We start from the raw sequence: 14,794 nt of genomic DNA, 5'->3' as shown, positions 1-14,794 counted from the left end.
GAGTCGCGCATCCATGACGGCGGGCAATACGGCGCACTGTGCAGCACAAGGGTGCGAAGACTACCCCATGCGCCTGATTTCTCGATCATTTCTGGATAGCCGGCGCAGGGTACCAGCAGCGCCGCGCGGGGAAAACCAGGAAACTCGCCAACCGCCCTCGTCCACGTAGGGACGAGGGCGGGCGAGGATCAGGACTGCGCGGCGGGCAACGACAGCGGAGGCTGTTCGGCCACCGGCGCCAGCGGCACCGCCGGCGCGTGGCTGTCGGCCCGCAGCGACTGCTGCCATTGGCCGATCCACTGCTCCTTGTTGCCCTGCCAGAGCGCCAGGTGCAGGCGCGACAGCGCAACCGGGTCGCTCAGCAGCGCCAGGCGGCGATTGCCGTCGAGCTGCTCGGGGCCGGCGTCCAGCGCCTTCTCGACCAGTGCGGTGCGGGTCGATTCGATGGCGGCGGAATGGCCGTGGCGGGCCGTGCCCATGGCGCAGGCCAGGGCGTTGAGCACAGGGTCCACGGCTGCACGGACGAAGCCGTCCTTCAGCGCCTGCCAGCGGTTCTGGTAGGTGTACTCGTCGGTGGCACGCAGCTCGCGCGGGGTGTCGTATTCCTCGGGAATCAGGAACAGCTTCTCGTCACGCGAGGCCAGGCCCAGCTTGACCCGGCTGCTGATCACCGAGACCGGGATCGACAGCATCAGGGCACCGACGATGGGTGACAACCACCACAGGAAGCGCGGGTTCAGCCACGCCACCAGCAGCGCCCAGCACAGGCCCAGCAGGGTCTGCAGGCCGTGACGGCGGATCGCTTCGCTCCACGGGGTGTCGTCGTCGTCACGCTGCGGCGACTTCCACTGGGCCTCCCAGCCGAGGAACGCGGCCAGCACGAAGCGGGTGTGGAAAAGCATGCGCACCGGGGCGAGCAGCACCGAGAAGAACATCTCCAGGAGCATGCTCAGGGTCACCTTGATCACGCCACCGTACGCCTTGGCGCCCTTGGCCCAGATCAGCATGACGCTGAGCAGCTTGGGCAGGAACAGCAGGGTCAGGGTGGTGGAGAACAGGGCGATGGCCTTTTCCGGGTGCCACTGCGGCCAGATCGGGAACAGCTGGCGCGGCTCCAGGAAGTACTGCGGCTCCATCAGCTGGTGCACCGCCAGCAGCGCGGTGGACAGCACCAGGAAGAAGAACCACAGCGGCGCCGACAGGTAGGACATCACGCCAGTGAGGAACACCGCGCGGTGCACCGGGTGCATGCCCTTGACCAGGAACAGGCGGAAGTTCATCAGGTTGCCGTGGCACCAGCGGCGGTCGCGCTTGAGCTCGTCCAGCAGGTTGGGCGGCAATTCCTCGTAGCTGCCTTCCAGGTCGTAGGCGATCCACACGCCCCAGCCAGCGCGGCGCATCAGCGCGGCTTCGACGAAGTCGTGGGAGAGGATCGCACCGGCGAAGGAACCCTTGCCCGGCAGCGGCGCCAGGGCGCAGTGCTCGATGAAGGGCTTCACGCGGATGATCGCGTTGTGGCCCCAGTAGTGCGATTCGCCCAGTTGCCAGAAGTGCAGGCCGGCGGTGAACAGCGGGCCGTACACGCGGGTGGCGAACTGCTGCATGCGCGCATACAGGGTATCCATGCCCGACGCCTTGGGCGCGGTCTGGATGATGCCGGCCTCGGGATTGGCCTCCATCAGGCGCACCAGCTTGGTCAGGCAGTCGCCGCTCATCACGCTGTCAGCGTCCATGACGACCATGTACTTGTACTGGCCACCCCAGCGACGGCAGAAGTCGTCGATGTTGCCGCTCTTGCGCTTCACCCGGCGCCGACGGCGGCGGTAGAAGATGCGGCCGAAGCCCTTGGCTTCGTTGCACAGCTCGATCCAGGCCTTTTCCTCGGCCATCGCGATGTCCGGCTGGTTGGTGTCGCTGAGCACGAAGAAGTCGAAGCGATCCAGCTCGCCGCTGGCGACCACCGACTCGTAGGTCGCCCGCAGGCCGGCGAAGACCCGCGGCACGTCCTCGTTGCAGATCGGCATGACGATCGCGGTGCGCGCCTCGGCGGCAATCGGCTCATTGCCGGCGCTGCTGCCGGAAATCCGGTAGCGGTCGCGGCCAGTGAGCAGCTCCCAGAAGCCCATCAGGGCGGTCCAGAAACCGGCCGACACCCAGCAGAACAGGATGGCGAACAATGTCAGCACACCGAACTGGATCAGGTACGGCAGCACCTGCACCAGGGTCTGCAGCCAGGTCTGGCGGTTGATCTCTTCCAGGTCGACGAAGGCCCAGCCCTGATAGGGCAGGATGCCTTTCATGTAGTAGGTGGCGACGCTGGTCTGGCCCAGCATCAGCAGCACCAGGATGAAACGGCGCCAGGAGCCGACCCGCTGCCAGCGCGCCTTGGGCAAGTCGCGAACCGGCCTGGACGGGTTGCTGCGGCCGATCAGGCGGCGCCAGCCGCGAATCAGTGGGTTGGTGCGCCAGGGTTCGGGGATGACCTTGGTGCGCTGGATCGGCGGCGCGGCCTTGAGGTAGGTGCGGCCGTTATCGTCCATACCCAGCATCCGGGCATCGTCCAGTTCCTGACCATAGCCGTGGCGCAGGCGCGCCCCGACCGAGGCCAGCGCAACATCGTCGCTCTGGGCATCATCGCCAGCGAGCTGCTCGTGCAGCTCGCTGAAGGAACCGGCCCGGGCCAGACGCTCGCGCTCGGCCGCCGAAAGCGGCAGGTGCGCGAGGTAATCGGCCACCGGCGCGGTGGTAGCGGTGGAGTTATTCATCGGCAGGCAGCTGGTAGCTCCAGGTTTCGGAAATGGTCTGGCCGCCATTCACCAGCGCGGCGCGCATTTCCGTCGGCTTCTTCGGATCCTTGACCTTGACCCGCAAGGTCAGGCGCCAGCCCTGGGTCACCGGGTTGTAGCGCAGGTTGTTCTCCTTGACCTCGGCATTGTCGTCGGTGCTCACCTGAGTGCTCACCGGCGCATCACCGGCCAGCGCTTTCAGGGTCGGGCCGACGAAGTCGACGACCATGGCAATGCTGCCATCCGGCTGGCGGATCAGGTTCTTCTGCTTCACGTCACCCACCGAGCGCAGGGTCTGCATGACCCAGGAGGATTTCGGATCGTGCAGCGCCTCTTCGTCCTTGGTCCAGCGCATGCGGTAGGCGAAGTCCAGCGGCTCGCCGTTTTCCGGACGCTTCTCGGGGTTCCAGAAGGCGACGATATTGTCGTTGGTTTCGTCCGGCGTGGGGATCTCCACCAGCTCGACGGTACCTTTGCCCCAGTCGCCCTGCGGCTCGACCCAGGCGGACGGACGCATGTCGTAGCGGTCGTCCAGGTCTTCGTAGCGGGAGAACTCGCGGCCGCGCTGCAGCAGGCCGAAGCCTTTCGGGTTCTCGACGCTGTAGGCGCTGACGGACAGGTGTTTCGGGTTGTTCAACGGACGCCAGATCCACTCGTCGTTGCCGGCATGGATCTGCAGGCCAGTGGAGTCGTGCAGTTCCGGACGGAAGTTGTGCTCGGCGGACGGCTGGTTGGAGCCGAACAGGAACATGCTGGTCAGCGGCGCCAGGCCCAGCTTGGATACCTTGTCGCGCAGGAACACGCGCGCCTTCACATCGACCACGGTGTCGTTGCCCGGGCGAATGATGAAGCGATAGGCGCCGGTGGCACGGGGCGAATCCAGCAGGGCGAAGATCACCAGGTGCTTGTCGGTAGGCTTGGGATGCTCGATCCAGAACTCGCGGAAGCGCGGGAACTCCTCGCCGGACGGCAGCGCGGTGTCCAGCGCCAGGCCACGGGCGGACAGGCCCCACCACTGGTCCTTGCCGATGATGCGGAAGTAGCTGGCGCCCAGGAAGGTGCCGATCTCGTCCTGCTTGTCCGGAGTGTTGATCGGATAGAGGATGCGGAAGCCGGCGTAGCCCAGGTCCTTGGTGGCATTGGCGTCGAACTTCAGCGAACCGAAGTCGAAACGCGAGGGATCGTACTTGATCTCCTTGACGCTGGTGGAGGTCACTTCGCTGATCTTCACCGGCGTGTCGAAATGCATGCCCTGGTGATAGAAGCTGATCTTGAAGGGCGTCTTGTCGCCGGCCCAGTAAGCCTTCTCGTTGCGGAAGCGGATCTGCTGGTAGTCAGCGAACTTCATTTCGCTGAATTCCGATGGCAGGTTGCTGGTCGGCGCGCTGTACTTTTCGCCCGCCAGCGACTTGGCCCGCTCGGCCACGTCATCGAGGTTGAAAGCCCATGCCTGGCTGGTGCTCAACGCCACGAGGGCGGAACCGACCAGCACGCGCAGGAGGTTGCGAGAAAGAGGTTGTTGAACGGAACGGAAAATCACGAGTCCCCCTCGTCCGTGAACACAAAACTAATAAGGCCAGCAAAGGCGATGCCAATTTGCCGGCGATTGAATTCCGACCCCGGTGAGCCTGAATGATTCCCCGTTATTTTCCACGGGTACTTACGGCTCCCGGAGACGCATTGTTCTAGATGCATATGCCCTAACCATCATCCCACGGCGTTATGACAAGCTGCCGCGCGTTCAAGCCTCCAGAAGAAAGGTCACTGGCCCGTCATTGACCAGGTGGACCTGCATGTTGGCGCCGAAACGACCCGTGGCGACCAGCGGATGACGGGCTCGTGCCTGTTCCACGAGTAGATCGAACAACGCGGCGCCCCTTTCGGGTGGCGCCGCGCTGGAAAAGCTTGGCCGAAGCCCCTTTCGGGTATCCGCGGCCAGGGTGAACTGCGAAACCAGCAACAAACCGCCACCGACATCGCTCAACGAAAGGTTCATTTTACCTTCATCGTCGCCAAACACTCGATAGTTAAGCAGCTTGTGCAACAAACGATTTACCGACTCCTCGCTGTCCTGCGGCTCGACGCCCACCAGGACCAGCAATCCGTGATCGATGGAACCGACCACTTCACCCTCGACTTCGACACGGGCGCCACGCACCCGCTGGATCAAACCCTTCATTCAGCCTCCGGCGGGAGGTTCAGCAGGCGACGGCCGATTTCATTGGTCGCCCGTACCAGCGCGTCGGTGATCCCCGCCTCGCTCGCCGCGTGGCCGGCGTCGCGGACGATCTGCAGTTCGCTGTTGGGCCAGGCCTTGTGCAGCGCCCAGGCGTTGTCCAGCGGGCAGACCACGTCGTAGCGGCCGTGGACGATCACGCCCGGCAGGTGGGCGATCTTGTGCATGTCGCGCAGCAGCTGGTCCGGCTCCAGGAAGCCGTTGTTGACGAAGTAGTGGTTCTCGATGCGGGCGATGGACAACGCGCGGTGCGGGTCGGAGAAGCGATCGACCACCGCCGGGTTCGGCCGTAGCGTGGCGGTGCGCCCTTCCCAGGTGGACCAGGCACGGGCGGCGTGCATCTGGGCGATCTGGTCGGGCCCGGTCAGGCGGCGATGGAAGGCGCTCACCAGGTCGTCCTGCTCCTCCGCCGGGATCGGCGCCAGGTAGTCCTCCCAGTAATCGGGGAACAGGCGGCTCGCGCCTTCCTGGTAGAACCAGTGGATCTCCTGCGGGCGGCACAGGAAGATGCCGCGCACGATCAGCGCCAGCACGCGCTCGGGATGGGTCTGGGCGTAGGCCAGCGACAGGGTCGAGCCCCAGGAGCCGCCGAACAGCACCCACTTGTCGATGCCCAGGTGCTCGCGGATGCGCTCGATATCCTGCACCAGGTGCCAGGTGCTGTTGTTCTCCAGGCTCGCGTACGGCGTGGAGCGCCCGCAGCCGCGCTGGTCGAAGGTGACGATGCGGTAGATATTGGGATCGAAGAAGCGCCGCGACATGGCATCGCAACCGGAGCCCGGGCCGCCATGGATGAACAGAACCGGCAATCCATCGGGCATGCCGCTCTCGTCCACATAGAGAACGTGCGGTTCCTCGACGGCCAGTTCATGGCGGGCGTAAGGCTTGATTTCCGGATACAAAGATTGCATGGCTCGCTCCTGGATCAGTGCGTACGGTCGCTCCCGGACCAGTAACCATCCTAGGGCCTGCACCGACTTGTCGAAAGTCGCGTTGATGCAGCGCGACCTCTCTCGAAGGTCTTCGCCGCCCACGGTGTCGGGCATGATACTCGGGCCAGCGAAAAACCCATAAAGGAGTTCGTGCGCCATGCCACGGAAGTTGTTTCTTTCTCTGATATTGCTGCCTCTGGCCTTGACCGGTTGCGGTCGCGACGACCCGCGCGTGCAACTCGACGCCGCCGTCAAGCAATTGCAGAACAACCTGGAAGCCAAGAATAGCGGGGCCGTGATGGAACAGCTGCACAGCGACTTCCGCGCCAACGGCGAATTCGACCGCGACTGGGCGCGGCGTACCATGACGCTGATGTTCCTGCGTCACCAGCAGATCAAGGTGATCGTCCTCTCCAGCGAAAGCCAGCTCGACCCGACCTATTCCAGCCGCGGCCATACCCAGGCGCAGGTAGCCCTCACCGGCGCCGAGAGCCTGATCCCCGACAGTGCCGCGCACTACAGTGTGAAACTGGAATGGTGGCGCGAAGGCTCCGACTGGAAACTGGCGAGGCTCGACTGGCAATGACTGCTCCCCTGCAACATCGCATCCGCGCCGCCGGCCTGCTGGTGCGCGACGAGCACATCCTGCTGGTGCGCCACGAGGTGGGCGGCGACCGCTACTGGATTCCGCCGGGAGGCGGCTTCGAGTCGGACAAGGATGAGTCCACCCGCGACACGGTGCGCCGTGAATGCTTCGAGGAGACGGGGCTGGCCGTGGAAGTCGGCCCACTGGTGTACGTGCGCGAGTTCGCCGAGCCACTGGCCGGGCGCTTCCACATGGAGCTGTTCTACCGGGTGGACGCCTGGGCCGGGGATGTCAGCCTGGACAACCTGCGCGGCCTGGGCGGCGACGAGTTCGACATCCGCGAAGCCGCCTGGGTGCCGCGCGCGCAACTGCCGCACCTGCCTTCCTTCTACCCCGCCGAATTGCTCGACGACGTCTGGGAGCGCCTGGCCGAGGCGCAGCCGGTAATCCGCCACCTCGGCCTGCAACGCTGACCTGGGTTACTGCACGGGCTCGCTGGTGGGCTTGGCGATGATCGCCTGCAGCTCGGCGGTCATGGGGAATTCCAGGTTGAGGTTCTTCGGCGGGATCGGCTGCTCGAACCAGCGCTGGTAGATGCCCTTGATCTCGCCGGAGGCGTACAGGTCGGCCAGCGTCTGGTTGACCAGGGCGAGGAACTGCGGATCGTCGCGGCGCACCATGCAGGCATAGATTTCCCGCGACTGCGGCTCGCCCACCACCACCCATTGGTGCGGATCGCGGGCCTTGGCCTTCTCGCCATAGAGCAGCGCGTCATCCATATAGAAGGCCACCGCACGGCCGGACTGCAGCATGAGGAAGGCTTCGCCGTGGTCCTTGGCGCTGACCACGTTCATGCCCAGCTTGTGCTCGGCGTTGTAGGCCTTGAGGTAGCGCTCGTTGGTGGTGCCGGCAGTGGTCACCACGTTCTTGCCCTTGAGGTCGGCGAAGTCGTGGATGCCGCTGTCCTTGGCGGTCAGCAACTGGCCCTTCACATAGATGAAGCCGTAGGAGAAGGCGACCTGCTTCAGGCGCTCGGCGGTAACGCCGGTGGAGCCGCACTCCAGGTCCACGGTGCCGTTCTGCACCAGCGGGATGCGCGTCTGCGAGGTCACCAGGTTGTACTTCACCGCAAGATCGGGCTTGTTCAGCTTCTGCTTGATGCGCTCGACCACCTTGCCGGCCAGCTCCACCGAGTAGCCCATGGGCTGGCCGCTGTTGTCGCCCAGGTAGGAGAACGGCACAGAAGCGTCGCGATAACCCAGGGTTATCGTGCCGCTGTCGGCGACTTTCTTCAGCGTGCCGTCCAGCGCCTCGTTCGCCTGCGCCAGCGCACAGACCAGGCTGGACGCCGCCAGCATTCCCAGTGCAAATCGTTTCATGGGTTCGATCCCTCTTGTTGTTGTGAAGCAGGTTGAGATTCAGGGCCGCGCAGCGATCACCGTGATTTCCACCAGCACAGAAGGCCGCGCCAGCAACGCCTGCACCGTGGTGCGGGTCGGCGCGCAGCCCTTGGGCAACCAGGCGGACCAGACGCCGTTCATGGCCTCGAAGTCGGTGGCGATGTCCTTCAGGTAGATCGTGGCGCTCAGGATGTTCGCCTTGTCGGTGCCGGCCTCAGCCCGCAGCGCGTCGATCTTCGCCAGTACCTCGCGGGTCTGGCCCTGGATGTCGGCGGCCTGGCCGGGCACCTGCCCGGAGAGGAACACCAGCGAGCCAAAGACCATAGCGCCGGAGAGGCGGTCGTTGGTGGCGATGCGGGTGAGTTGCATGGTCAGTCTCCAGATTCGCGAAATCAGCCGGCCAGACGCTGGGGTGTCAGACCCTGGGTATCGATGCCGGGACTACGCCCGGCGATTTGCGCAGCGATGAGCTGCGCGCTACCGCAGGCCAGGGTGAAGCCCAGCGCGCCGTGGCCGAGGTTGAGCCACAGCCCGCGCGGCCCGCAGGCGCCCACCAGCGGCACGCCGGTCGGGGTGGCCGGGCGCATGCCGGCCCATTCGATGGCAGCGCCGTAGTCGCAGGCGTCGGGCAGAGTGTCCGCCGCCTGCTGGCGGATCAGCGCCAAGCGCTTGGGCTCGAGGCGCGGGTCGAAACCGACGATGTCGACCATGGCGGCGATGCGCAGGCGGTCGCCGATGCGCGCGTAGACCACCTTGCGGTCGTAGTCGGTGAGGCTCACGTCCGGCGCATGGTCACCTGAGCGGATCGGCACGGTCAGGCTGTAGCCCTTGAGCGGATAGAGCGGCAGGCGTGGCCCGCCCGGCAGCAACGCGGCGCTGCGGTAACCGGCGGCGAGCACGACATGATCGGCCTCGAAGGTATCCCCGCCCGCCTCCACCCCAGCCACGGCGCCGTTTCGCACGACCAGCCGCGCGGCGGGATGCCCGTAGAGGATGCGGCAACGGCCCGAGGCCTGGAGGCGCTCAGCCAGCCGCTGGCAGAAGAGGAAGCAATCGGCGACCTCCTCGTCCGGCGTGTGGATGCCGCCCACGAAGGGCGCACGCTCCAGTGCCGGGTCCAGGTCGCGGCACTGCTGCGCCGAGAGCACGAATTGCACGGAAGGATCGGACAGGTTCTGCCGTGCGCTGCGGAAGCTGCCTTCATCGCGGAAGGCCACCAGCTTGCCGTTGCGCCGCCACTCGAAGCCGTCCAGTCCGTCTTCGCGCCACTGCGCCAGCGCGGCCTGGCTGAACAGCGCGAGGCGCAGCAGATGCCTGGCATTGGCCTGGTTCACCGAGCGCCGGCAGGCGGCGGTGAATTCGAGCAGCCAACGCCATTGCGCCAGGTCCAGGCGCGGTCGCAGGCGCAGCGGCGAGTCCCCGCGCAGCAACCAGCCCAGCGCCTGCTGCGGCACGCCGGCATCGGCCAGCGGCGCCACATAGCGATAGGACAGCTGGCCGCCGTTGGCGAAGCTGGTTTCCAGCCCGGCCGCATCCCGCGCTTCCAGCACGGTGACGTCGAATCCTTCGAGGACCAGCGCATGAGCGGTGGCCAGTCCGACCACGCCCGCGCCGATGATGCAAACCCGCTGTGCCATTTCCGTCCCACCGCCAGTCGATTCCAGGCCTCGACCTTAGAGCCGGATGACAGGCGGCGGACAATGAATAAAGATGGGCACCCCATAACCTTGCGTTATACATCTATCGGGAGTGCCCATGCGCCTGCGCCATATCGAAGTGTTCCAGGCCATCCGCGAGACCGGCTCGATCAGCGGCGCGGCGCAATTGCTGCACGTCTCCCAGCCGGCGGTGACCAAGGTGCTGCAGCACGCCGAGCAGCAACTGGGTTTCCCGCTGTTCCTGCGCGTACGGGGAAAACTGCAGGCGACGCCCGAGGCGCTGGAGCTGGAGCGCGAAGTGGCCAAGGTCAGCGAAAGCCTGCAGGGCGTGCGTCGCCTGGCGCAGAGCCTGCGCCGCCAGCCGGAGAACCGCCTGCGGGTCGGCGCAACGCCCGCCATGGCGCTGTCGCTGCTGCCGCCGGTGATCCGCGAATGGACCGACCGCTACCCGCAGAGCAGTTGCGAACTGGCCACCCAGCATTCCCGCGAACTGGTGCAGAACCTGCTGATGCGCGAACTCGACCTCGCCCTCACCCTGCAACAGACCGACCACCCCGGCCTGCGCTCACAGCCCATCGCCAGCGGCCCGCTGGTGGCGTTGGCGCCACGCGGGCACTGGCCGGAGGATCGACTGGGCAAAGCGCTGACGCTGGACGAACTGGCGGGCGAGCCGATGATCGGACTGTCCACTTCCGATCCGCTGTCTGCACGCCTGGAAAGCCACCTGGCCAATGTCGAACCGCCGCCACGCGTGCGTATCGCCGTGCAGACCTATGCCCTGGCGCGCACGCTGGTAGAGGCCGGGACGGGATTGGCGCTGGTCGATCCCTTCACCGCCCTGGGTGCGGACGAAAGACTCACCGCGCTGCGCCCGCTGTCACCACCGGTGAAGGTCACGCTCTACGCCCTGACCCGCGCCGACGAAACGCCGCCGCACACCCAGGCACTGCTGCTGGAGATGCTGGTGCGGCATGCCGAGACGCAACTGGCGCAGCACAGCATTTAATAAAATGAGTAGCCACAAAAAACTGAATGCAACACCAAACCTTTCGTTACGGTGTTGTATTGTCCTACCGCACTTTATTCTTGGCTCGCTGGCCGAAAAATCGCCCATTGCTCTACCTTTACCTACGGCCATTTAGGGCCTATTCAGACCTTGGAACGGCGGACCTCCTTGCTCTAAGCTCTTTAAATATTTCTTGGTAGTCTGAGCATCATAAAATGGGCAGCGCATGATCCTCCCTGTTTCTAAATCTCGACCATCGAAACACCCGCTCAGGTCGAAGTACTGGAGATCGCCCGGATAATCACGGACAACAAGCCTCCCACCAATTACACTCATCGAGTAATTAACAGCATTGTACACTCGCCCCTCCACCCCCCTATCACGCCCATCTTCCGAGGACAACACATATAGATATTTCTCGCCATTCTTCGAGGTAAAAAAGAACGCTGAAATTACGTTCCCATCTGGAGCTGGACCGGCATAACTTACCTCCCCACCATCCTGTGGGACACTATAAACGTCAATATCGTGAATGTGACCCTCACCCCCTGAAGAATTGATTAATCCCGGATAAGTATTCCTAACAAAAAATACAACAGATTTCTTCCCATCCAATTCAGCCAGAACTGCTGGATGAGGGAAGCCCACATATTCTCGATCAGTCGCCCAGCTCAATCTCGCACAAAAGAAAATGAACAAAAATACGACGAGAAACTCTCTCATCTACAAACACCCTACAAGCCATCATTAACTAATTCCAGATATTCCATCCTGTGATTAGACCCTCGATAAAAACAATCATCTCTTACCTCAAATGCAATTTTCCCCTTCCCCACAACAAACTTCACTTATGGACACAAGTAAAAAGCCCCTATCGCAAGTCGTACCCCAATCATCCGCCATCGCCCCACTAAAACTTAGAAACCCATAATTCTCAGGAGCGCATCAATTCATCGAAAACCATTCCAGCCCTCTAAAATCAATCTTATCTTGCAGCTTTCGACAGGCTCCCCTATGATTTCCCTCACAAAATCACAATGACTACTAGAATAAACACTCCAAGTTTCTTTCTGCGCCTGCATCTCAAGAGCCTCACTCAATATTTCTGAATCTGCACCTCCCCCGTACCTTTTGGAAATCAGCTCATAAACCCCGCGACCAGTCTCTTGCGAAAACCTTCTTTCAATAAAGTACAATTCCTGCGTTCTCTGATCCATCAAGGAACTTTCACACCCTAGACGATCAAGCGTATTGAGCCCCCCGCATACATCCTTACGATAATCAAGCCACAACATCTCTACTGTTTTTAGTTTTCCTTTAAGCTCTAAAGGCAGAGATTTCATCGAAAGCTGATACTGGTGATTCAACGCAAGATCAGATTTCTTGTGGTACTCACTTACACAGCCCTCCAACCCAGCTACATCATCGCAAGCCAAGGCAATCTGAGACACATAAAAAAGGCTTGCAATCCAGGTGACCTCATTTACTCCCAACATTCGCATTTAAGCCCCCTTCTAAAGAAATCAGCCTCTTCTCGCCTGCGAATCCCAACACCTCTATTTTCACTACTAACCCAATACTTCTGCATTTCCTCAAGCCTCGAAGGAATTTTATCGATATCTCCGGACGAAAAATCCTCCTGTATCTGCCTCATCTCTAAACGTGAGACTTGCCCTGGCCGATCTACAAGACTAGTTCCTCTATTTATAACGAGCGAAAGCAGCGCCCCTTGGCAAAACGGATGAAGACCCAATGCGCCAGGGTAAATACTGACCACATCTTTCGCATAGCGCTTCTTCATAGTTACAGCAAGATCCAAGGCTGATTCCTTACTAATTTGAATATTTGAAACCGTTCCTAGCGCCCCCCTTGCTGCATCACCTTGCATTCCCACAACCGCTAAAAGCCGAGCAAGATCATGCTCATTATATAGCCCATTAAGATCAAGCATAACTTGAGCGGAACTCTGTTGACCAAGATCATATCCATAGCCAACCGTCACCCCACTAGACCCGGCGGGCACATACGGGAACTTTCGATAACCTTCCTTATCCAAAATAAATTCAAAAACCTCCTTGGACACTTTATAAATACCAATAGGAGTATCCATTTCATAAACATCCGTTGCACACTCCTTCGGACAAATTCTTTTCAACCAACCAACAAACCCAATCGGATGAAAGTGAAAAGCCTCCCCGTTCCCCGGCAAGCCCGCACTCTCCGCCACTTCCCGCCACCAACTGAACATCCGCATCCGTTCCTTGCTGGCCAGCCAATTGGGGTTGGGTGTCGAGTTGCTGTGCCCAAGCATTTCGTCCAACCGATCCCACTTTCCTGAGTCGTCAAACCATTCGCTTTCGTAGTGAATGATCAGTTGTGATATCGATTGGGCGACGGCGGGTATGCGCAAGCCGGCGTGCAACTCTCTGGCGGTCATTTTTCCATTGCAGTAACCGTCGGGAATCAGGTCGTACAGGCGCTTTTGCAGTGGGTTCTTTTCCTGCTGTTCGATCAGACGGCAGTAGCGTTCCAGTTGCTGCTCATCCAGTTCATTTTCAGCGCGCATGGAGTAGGCAAGGTTTTCGCGAGGGGATGAGTCGTCGTAGATGCACTCGAACCCTTCCCAGGACCAGGGGCTGACCCAGGGCGTTACGCCCACTTCCTCGCAGACCCAACCATCGAGCAAGGTATAGTTGGCGCTGTTGAGCAGCCTATCCAGGCGATACCAGTTGAGGGCGTTGGCGCCATTCTTCGCGGGCACCTGGATGACCGACTCCGGGCGCAGACCGCCGAGCAGGCTGCGGGGAATCAGCAGGTCATTGGCGCTTTCCACGCCGTCGGCTTGCAGAGTGGGCGGGTTATCCTTCTTGAAGCTGTCCTGATGGGAGATGACCTTCGTGCCCTTGGCCAGTTTCAGCCAGGTTTTGCTGGTGGCGGGGAGCTTGTTCGCCCAGTCGCGGCTCTTTTCGATAAAGACTTCCACGTTGTCGCCACTGAAGACTTCCAGGTGCAGCAGCCTCTCCGGGATGGATTCCTCGTCGTTCTGGACGTTGCCCATGTGGCCGATCAGTTGGCCTGCCTTGATGGGGATAGGTGGATCGGGAACTATGACGCGGTCGAATTGCTGCGGCGCCGGTATCGGTTCCAACGCGGAGAAGCGTACATAGCCCTTGGGGCCGTCGAAGTCGGTTCCGTCCCACTGGTTCTTTTCCAGTGGTGGGCCGGGAGGGCTGTCCGTCAGCGGGATGTCGCTCGCCGCTTCATCCTCCGCTTCGCTGTCCGGGCTGATGCCGGCAGGCTGGATCGCTTCCAGCTTGCGATAGTCGCCCGTTCCGCTGATCACCACTTCGGTGCAACGAGGCAGGGTCGCGATGACCTTGCTGCTTTCGGAGGCCTCTTCCAGGACGTTGAGGTGGGCTCCGGGTGTTTGGCCTATGGCGTTGTCGCGTACCCGGTAGCCGCCCTCGCTGGCTTCGAGAGCATCAAGCCTGACGAAGCCCAGGGTATTGCTCGACGCGTCGACTCTGGGCAGGTCGATGCCTTGCGCGCTGGTGAGTTTGACGAAGCCCTGATGGCCGTTGATGGTCACCCGTGTGCTACGGGGCAGTACGGCCAAAATGCCGCTCTTCGCCCGAGCCTCCTTGTACACAGGTAAGCCCAGCGGACCTGGATCGGCGGCATCGGCTTTGACTCGATAAGTGCCGGCTTTCCAGAAAACCGGGCGTGCCTGCCCGGGGTTCTTTTCGTACTCGTCCCAGCTCTGTAAATGCAGGTAGAGGCTGTAGAAGGTCAATGATGGCGGAGCCCCCTCAGTGCCCTCGATGACGGGAGCCTGGAGGCGATGACGAACGAGCACGAAGCCTGTGGAGAAAGGCGCCTCGATGGGCGCGTTCGTCTTCGTGTAGAGGGTACTGAGCGGGTATCGCGAGTCGATGCGATAGGCGACGACCTCGCCGTCGGCCAGGCAATGGACGTTGGGCTGGTCGATGCCCACGATGCCCGCCGTGCCGGCATCGAAATGCACACCGCCATGCCAGAAGCCGTTGCGGCCCAATGGGTAATAGCCGCCGCACGCTCTGGCGAGGTTGGTCAACTGCGCGAGGGGATCGGACTTGTCGCCCACTGGGTGCGCCCAGTTCTTGAGCGGAGCCAGGGTGCTATCCACGGGGCCCGCCGGGGGCAGCTTGGGG

At 62.1% G+C, this 14,794-nt stretch carries 13 protein-coding genes; 3 read left to right on the top strand and 10 right to left on the bottom strand.

Going from position 1 to position 14,794, the window contains the following annotated elements; all coding sequences use genetic code 11:
* Positions 1-188: 188 nt before the first annotated feature.
* The 4 genes from mdoH to pip form a co-directional block, all read right to left on the bottom strand.
* The gene (gene mdoH / locus J5M67_RS00065) at positions 189-2,765 is read right to left on the bottom strand and encodes a glucans biosynthesis glucosyltransferase MdoH (RefSeq protein ID WP_207882064.1); all 2,577 of its coding nucleotides are present in this window, start codon (positions 2,763-2,765) and stop codon (positions 189-191) included.
* Positions 2,758-4,284, bottom strand: coding sequence for a glucan biosynthesis protein G (locus tag J5M67_RS00060; RefSeq protein ID WP_243434424.1), 1,527 nt, complete (start codon positions 4,282-4,284; stop codon positions 2,758-2,760). Before J5M67_RS00060 ends, mdoH begins: the two co-directional genes overlap by 8 nt.
* Positions 4,285-4,527: 243 nt before the next feature.
* On the bottom strand, positions 4,528-4,965 hold the full coding sequence (dtd, locus tag J5M67_RS00055) for a D-aminoacyl-tRNA deacylase (protein ID WP_207882060.1): 438 nt from the start codon (positions 4,963-4,965) through the stop codon (positions 4,528-4,530).
* Entirely contained in the window at positions 4,962-5,933 is a 972-nt protein-coding gene (gene pip, locus J5M67_RS00050; RefSeq protein ID WP_207882058.1) for a prolyl aminopeptidase, read from the bottom strand. The genes dtd and pip overlap by 4 nt, the downstream gene beginning before the upstream one ends.
* Before the next feature lie 178 nt (positions 5,934-6,111).
* On the opposite strand from pip, the gene J5M67_RS00045 reads away from it, so the two are divergent.
* Both J5M67_RS00045 and J5M67_RS00040 read left to right on the top strand, forming a co-directional pair.
* On the top strand, positions 6,112-6,540 hold the full coding sequence (locus J5M67_RS00045) for a hypothetical protein (protein ID WP_207882056.1): 429 nt from the start codon (positions 6,112-6,114) through the stop codon (positions 6,538-6,540).
* Positions 6,537-7,013: an NUDIX domain-containing protein gene (locus J5M67_RS00040; protein WP_207882054.1), complete on the top strand. Its 477-nt coding sequence runs from the start codon at positions 6,537-6,539 to the stop codon at positions 7,011-7,013. The genes J5M67_RS00045 and J5M67_RS00040 overlap by 4 nt, the downstream gene beginning before the upstream one ends.
* 6 nt (positions 7,014-7,019) lie before the next feature.
* Here J5M67_RS00040 and J5M67_RS00035 read toward each other — a convergent pair whose 3' ends face one another.
* From J5M67_RS00035 to J5M67_RS00025, 3 genes are read right to left on the bottom strand one after another with little or no spacing between them, the layout of a single operon-like run.
* Complete coding sequence (locus J5M67_RS00035; RefSeq protein WP_207882052.1) at positions 7,020-7,919, bottom strand: transporter substrate-binding domain-containing protein; 900 nt, start codon at positions 7,917-7,919, stop codon at positions 7,020-7,022.
* Positions 7,920-7,958: 39 nt separating this feature from the next.
* Complete coding sequence (locus J5M67_RS00030) at positions 7,959-8,309, bottom strand: RidA family protein (protein WP_207882050.1); 351 nt, start codon at positions 8,307-8,309, stop codon at positions 7,959-7,961.
* A 23-nt stretch (positions 8,310-8,332) separates the two neighbouring features.
* Positions 8,333-9,577: a D-amino acid dehydrogenase gene (locus tag J5M67_RS00025; RefSeq protein ID WP_207882048.1), complete on the bottom strand. Its 1,245-nt coding sequence runs from the start codon at positions 9,575-9,577 to the stop codon at positions 8,333-8,335.
* Positions 9,578-9,695: 118 nt separating this feature from the next.
* Here J5M67_RS00025 and J5M67_RS00020 point away from each other — a divergent pair, with 118 nt between their 5' ends.
* Positions 9,696-10,604 carry a LysR family transcriptional regulator gene (locus J5M67_RS00020; protein WP_207882046.1) on the top strand — a complete coding sequence of 303 codons (909 nt, stop codon included), beginning with the start codon at positions 9,696-9,698 and terminating at the stop codon, positions 10,602-10,604.
* Between the two features lie 132 nt (positions 10,605-10,736).
* Here the strand turns inward: J5M67_RS00020 and J5M67_RS00015 are convergent, their stop codons facing one another.
* The 3 genes from J5M67_RS00015 to J5M67_RS00005 form a co-directional block, all read right to left on the bottom strand.
* Positions 10,737-11,327: a hypothetical protein gene (locus J5M67_RS00015; protein WP_207882044.1), complete on the bottom strand. Its 591-nt coding sequence runs from the start codon at positions 11,325-11,327 to the stop codon at positions 10,737-10,739.
* A 227-nt stretch (positions 11,328-11,554) separates the two neighbouring features.
* Complete coding sequence (locus J5M67_RS00010; protein ID WP_207882042.1) at positions 11,555-12,106, bottom strand: lysozyme inhibitor LprI family protein; 552 nt, start codon at positions 12,104-12,106, stop codon at positions 11,555-11,557.
* Complete coding sequence (locus J5M67_RS00005; RefSeq protein WP_207882040.1) at positions 12,088-14,769, bottom strand: hypothetical protein; 2,682 nt, start codon at positions 14,767-14,769, stop codon at positions 12,088-12,090. Before J5M67_RS00005 ends, J5M67_RS00010 begins: the two co-directional genes overlap by 19 nt.
* Positions 14,770-14,794: the final 25 nt, after the last annotated feature.

This window comes from Pseudomonas sp. 30_B (assembly GCF_017491605.1).
Classification (GTDB): domain Bacteria; phylum Pseudomonadota; class Gammaproteobacteria; order Pseudomonadales; family Pseudomonadaceae; genus Pseudomonas.
This window is presented reverse-complemented; position numbering and strand designations above follow the sequence as displayed.

Bases quoted from the DNA above. Each gene is read 5' to 3' on its own strand.
- mdoH (WP_207882064.1), bottom strand. From the start codon at position 2,765: ATGAATAACTCCACCGCTACCACCGCGCCGGTGGCCGATTACCTCGCG.
- dtd (WP_207882060.1), bottom strand. From the start codon at position 4,965: ATGAAGGGTTTGATCCAGCGGGTGCGTGGCGCCCGTGTCGAAGTCGAG.
- pip (WP_207882058.1), bottom strand. From the start codon at position 5,933: ATGCAATCTTTGTATCCGGAAATCAAGCCTTACGCCCGCCATGAACTG.
- J5M67_RS00045 (WP_207882056.1), top strand. From the start codon at position 6,112: ATGCCACGGAAGTTGTTTCTTTCTCTGATATTGCTGCCTCTGGCCTTG.
- J5M67_RS00040 (WP_207882054.1), top strand. From the start codon at position 6,537: ATGACTGCTCCCCTGCAACATCGCATCCGCGCCGCCGGCCTGCTGGTG.
- J5M67_RS00035 (WP_207882052.1), bottom strand. From the start codon at position 7,919: ATGAAACGATTTGCACTGGGAATGCTGGCGGCGTCCAGCCTGGTCTGT.
- J5M67_RS00030 (WP_207882050.1), bottom strand. From the start codon at position 8,309: ATGCAACTCACCCGCATCGCCACCAACGACCGCCTCTCCGGCGCTATG.
- J5M67_RS00025 (WP_207882048.1), bottom strand. From the start codon at position 9,577: ATGGCACAGCGGGTTTGCATCATCGGCGCGGGCGTGGTCGGACTGGCC.
- J5M67_RS00020 (WP_207882046.1), top strand. From the start codon at position 9,696: ATGCGCCTGCGCCATATCGAAGTGTTCCAGGCCATCCGCGAGACCGGC.
- J5M67_RS00015 (WP_207882044.1), bottom strand. From the start codon at position 11,327: ATGAGAGAGTTTCTCGTCGTATTTTTGTTCATTTTCTTTTGTGCGAGA.
- J5M67_RS00010 (WP_207882042.1), bottom strand. From the start codon at position 12,106: ATGCGAATGTTGGGAGTAAATGAGGTCACCTGGATTGCAAGCCTTTTT.